3 protein-coding genes are annotated in these 4668 nt (G+C 56.6%); all 3 read right to left on the bottom strand.

What is annotated here, in order from left to right:
* Nucleotides 1-308 precede the first annotated feature (308 nt).
* From AC0L3D_RS36095 to AC0L3D_RS36085, 3 genes are read right to left on the bottom strand one after another with little or no spacing between them, the layout of a single operon-like run.
* Nucleotides 309-1613, bottom strand: coding sequence for a ComEC/Rec2 family competence protein (locus AC0L3D_RS36095; protein WP_473647464.1), 1305 nt, complete (start codon nt 1611-1613; stop codon nt 309-311).
* An 11-nt stretch (nt 1614-1624) separates the two neighbouring features.
* Nucleotides 1625-3529, bottom strand: a complete 1905-nt coding sequence (locus AC0L3D_RS36090) for a S8 family peptidase (RefSeq protein ID WP_473647463.1) — start codon at nt 3527-3529, stop codon at nt 1625-1627.
* 3 nt (nt 3530-3532) lie between these two features.
* Nucleotides 3533-4192: a hypothetical protein gene (locus tag AC0L3D_RS36085; protein WP_473647462.1), complete on the bottom strand. Its 660-nt coding sequence runs from the start codon at nt 4190-4192 to the stop codon at nt 3533-3535.
* Nucleotides 4193-4668 lie beyond the last annotated feature (476 nt).

The raw sequence follows: 4668 nt of genomic DNA, 5'->3' as shown, positions 1-4668 counted from the left end.
CATCAGCTCGAAACGCTGCATCCCTCACCATTGCCGTCGCAGACAGGGCTCAAGCCGAATACCCCATCTAAACATCTAAGCGCGCGCGATCGCAGAGACATTGGCTGCAGGCAACAACGTCTTGGCGGGGAATGAACGATTTCGTGCAGGCTCAACCGCAGTAGGCTGGCGCACGAGCCGCTGCTTCAAACATGTCTGCAGATGATCCGGATTTGTAGATTCTGGTTCCGAATCGAATCATCAACCCGGACCGGATCAGAAAGGTAGGGCAAAATGGGAGTTTCAGGGTCACGATCTTGATGAACAGCTCACGCTTCCAACGGATCCATTAGATCGATGATGGTGTCGCTGTCCTCCGACACGATGACCAAGCCCTTGCCCGGTGAGATGCCATGAGCTGCGAAAAGAGCGCTCAGGGAATTCTTATCGAACGACCAAGGATCCCGGACAGATCCCTTGCCTTTCTTCTTTCTCCTCGACTCCGCCATTGCACGCTCCTTGTTCCAATCGTTTTCCCGCTCTTTGTCGATGTGGTCAACCGGATAGGTCAAATAGATGGCGCCAACATCGGAACCGCGCGCTTGGAGCAGCATCTGGATGGTCTCGCGCTCTGGATTGCCGTGTTCCCCGTTGCCAGAGAAGACGTAGTGGTCGGCCGTAACCTGTTCGAAGAAACCTTTTTCCATGTTGTTCGCGCTTCCATGGTGCGGAACCTTTAGGACGTCGACGTGCAAAGGCTTCTTACCAAGGAGGCCAACGTCCTTCAGACCCTTGAGGATCTTGTCACCGCGGGCGTCCCCAGTAAGAAGCATCTTTTTCTTTTTTGCCTGGACCAGGACGACGATACTCGACAGATTGGCGACCGAAGGGTCGACGTAAGCCGCGAGTTCGGCAGCACCGGACTTATTTTTCTTTGCCTTTTCCTCCAGCCAGTCGCGATGTTTCTTTCTTAACGCATCGATCTCCGGCTTTTGGGGCCCAACTACGGTCAACGTCAGTCCCCGTAGCAGCGGGATGGGCTCCGATGTCTCGGACGCGCAGATCAGGGCCCCCTCGAATTCGGCGTTCACCGGCCATTCCAGTTTGTTGGCATCGCTTCTGAGACGGTCTCCCTGCGCTATGCTGGCCAGAATCTGAAGGCCGCTATGTAGATTTTCCATGCGGTCTTCGTCGTTCTCATGGATGTGGTCCTCGATCTCTTCGATCTGCTCGTCAGAGAGTTGATCTCCGGACCCGGCACTTGCACCTCCGAATTGGCTGAAGACTGTGAGAGGGTGCTGAACGGAGTCTTCGACGATGTTTTCAAAGCTGTTGTGCCAGAGACTGGCGACGCGGACCAACCGTTTACTCTCATCTGCTTTTACATCGTGGGCGGCTAGTTCAAGCAGACCTTGAATGTGATCGTCATCCACGTGACTAACCATCATTATGTCGATCGTCAGTGGCTGGCCCCTTTTCCCCGCGAGCCTGACTAGGCGAGGCCGCAGATGAGGTTCGAAGACGTTCTTCGGTCCTCCGTCGATCACGAACAGGCCGGGGTCATCTTTATTCCCGTGGTGCAGGAGAAGACAATCTCCCTTGCGCCCTCGTCTAACTTCAAGACTGAAAATCATCGTGGGCCTCCTCAAAGTTTCTGGAATGCCCTAAGCACGTCAAGCATACCATTGCCTTGGAAAGCGCGTTCACGGCCGAGATCGGTCGCGCTTTCGCACAATACTTGCTTGATCCTGCCTGGACGCCCGACGAGTTCGTTGTATCTGGCGAGCAGGAGCGCGGCCGCGCCGCTCACATGCGGCGCGGCCATACTGGTCCCATCAAGCTCTCCCCAATTCCCGTCGCAAAACGTGGAGGTTATCCGTTCGCCCGGAGCAACTAGATCAGGCTTGGAGCGCCCGTCGCCCGTCGGGCCACGGCTGGAAAAAAAGCTGACGCCGTAGGTATGCGGCGATGTCCGGTGGGTGGAACCGACGGTTATGACGCTCTCGGCATTACCTGGGTCAGTAATGCTCAAGGCCGTATAACTGTCGAAGGCTCCCTCTTTGGTGGTGAAGCTTTGGTAGCCCCTATTTCCAGCGGCTGCCACCACGACCACTCCGCTTTCGACAAGCCGTTCGCATTCGTCGCAGACTGGCGTCCTTCCGCAAGCGTAATCGCGCACATCGTGGGGAATGGACAGACTCAGATTGGCCCCGTGAATCCTGGTGGTGCGGCTCATCGAGTTTAGGTATCGTATAAACTCCAGCGCTGCGATCACGCCGAATTCCATGCTTTCCAGGTCTTCGGACAGTACCCTGAAATCGTAGAGCTTTATGTCCGGACACATTCCCTCCGCCGATACTCCTTTTCCTTCCGGCTCCTCAACTTTATTAGCGCCAATGATTCCGGCTACGTGCGTTCCATGGTCGTTGACAGGACGTGCGTCCACCTTGATCTCGATGAAGGGAAGTATAAGCTCCCCTCGCCGAGGAATCTCTTTCGCGAGATCCTCCGACAACTGTTTCAGGTTCTTCTGAGCGACCGCAGCAGAGGGTGGATTCTTGAGCTGCATCCCGCCCATGATCTGGTCCAGGCGGGCATGGCGTTGCTTTTTACTGCCGACGGAGAAAATGCGGCGGTTGTCCAGGCTCACGATGCGGCGGAAGCGGCTGAAATCATAGCTGGCGTGAACCCGCGACTGTTTCGCGTGGTCCAGGAAGGCAGGGTGACTGCCATGTATGCCGGAGTCCACGACGGCCCAGGCAATGTGCGATGTCTCGACTTTGAACAACCCGTGGACGGCGTCCGCCTTCACGGAAGCCACCGACCTGTCGAGCGCCATCGAGATCGGTCTGTTGATGGATATCTCGTGAACAAGTGCGTACGGAAGTTTGTCGCGAATGTAGTAAAAGTCTTCGATCATGTCGAATGTGCGCTGCAGGCTCCTTGCGATGTCGTCCACAGCTGCAGCGATCGCCTGCGCGACTTTCTCGTCGTATGGTCGTTCATCGACTTGCTGAGTCGGCGCATCCTTCGCCCACAATATGATCCCCGCCAGAACGATATACCGCTCTAGCGCTGAGAACGACGCGTATTGGCGTTTTACCGATTGGGGAGACAACCAGCCAGACAAGGCGTCGCTGACTTGCTTGACTTTCTCGACAGTGGCTCCGGGTCGCGAGTTCAGCTGATGCATCACATCGGATGTCCAGAACCTGTTCCACCATCCCGTCAGCGGCACGACGACCCTGAGCACCTCCCAGAAGTAAAGCCGCGCCGCCACAATTCCTTGCAGCGCGGCTATTTCCGCGGGGTCCGCCGGCGTCTTTTGCATGTTACGATAAATGTAAAGGACCTCGTCTATTTCCGTGGCGACATAGCTCGCCGGATAGTTCCTGTGAGGGGTCAACAGCACTTCCTGAGGCGACGCGGGGTCCGCGGCATAAGCGATCCAGACATCCGCCAGGATGGGCGAGTTCTGAAGCTGACGCCTGTCGCCGATCGGACCCAGCAAGACGTGCTCGACCAAGCTGCGCGGAATGGAGAGTGGCATCGCTCAGACTCCTGTACGGTGATATGGAAAACCTGCAGGAGGGGGGAGGTCATTGTTGACGTGCCGCCTCAGTGCCGCGTCGGACACGCCGTAGCCCCAATTTATCAATCGCTGCTGAAGCTCTCCGGACATCGCCGCAAGCCGCGTGGGCGTCTCAGCAAGCGCCATCGTCCGTCCATGTGGGCACGGCAGAGCGTCAGGCGCACCGTAGTTCGATATGTCGGATCGAATTCCCCAATACGCGCCGTCGCGATGTATCGCGTCAGAATGCGCGGCTTTATAAGAAGCGATCAATTGACGCTTGCGTTGGGCCCGGACTTGATTATCGACAAGGTCCAGTACTCTGCGGGAATGCCGGGCCCAGTCGGATGCTGGCGCGCTTTCGGCGGCCATTTTTCCGCCGCCATCGCTGACAAGTACCGTTGCATAGCGCTTCCACACGGTCTCGAGCCCGAGATTGTCGTAAACACCACCATCGGAGAGAACGGCTTTCTTAGTGTAAGATTCGTTTTGCAGAAAACTGCCGCTACCGGGAGTGAATGCGCTTGGATCGAGGTCCAATTGGACGGGCGACAGGAATGGCGGGAAAGCCGAGGACGCAGTTACGGCTTTGGCGATTGACGCTCGGGGCTTTACGATCTCACCGACCAAATAGTCCCTCATGTAGGCTTCCTGAATCTCCAAAGCGCTCCTGACTGCACGTTTGTGGCATTGATCACGAAAACCGGATTGTCCGGGAGATCCTGAAGAGTAGCTTTTCCGAACAGATGTTTTCATAGGCCGCCGTCACCTTGTCCGATATGCGGCCGGGCAGGACGAGGCCTCGCAATATGGAGCCCACATAGATAGTAGTGGACGCGACCTCGCGCAAAGGCTTCACGAAAGTCTTCTCGAGTTCCGTGCCGATTCTATCCCAGTTCAGCGCAGCACGCCAGCGGTGATGGACCTCCGGATACGCTGGAAACTCTCTTCAACTGCGGCAAAACACCCGTTTCATGAAGCCGCCAGACCGCGCCCACGTGAAAAAGCATGGCTCGATATCCACCTCCGGAGAGGCAGAGGGGTGATGTCACGTTGTCAGCGGCTTAACGGTTGTCGGATAATGGGTTGGGATGAACAGTCCGGCCGTAAGCTACAAG

It is taken from the genome of Mesorhizobium sp. WSM4837, assembly GCF_055811435.1.
Note: the sequence above shows the minus strand (reverse complement) of the source record. Positions and strands in the feature narration are given on the sequence as shown.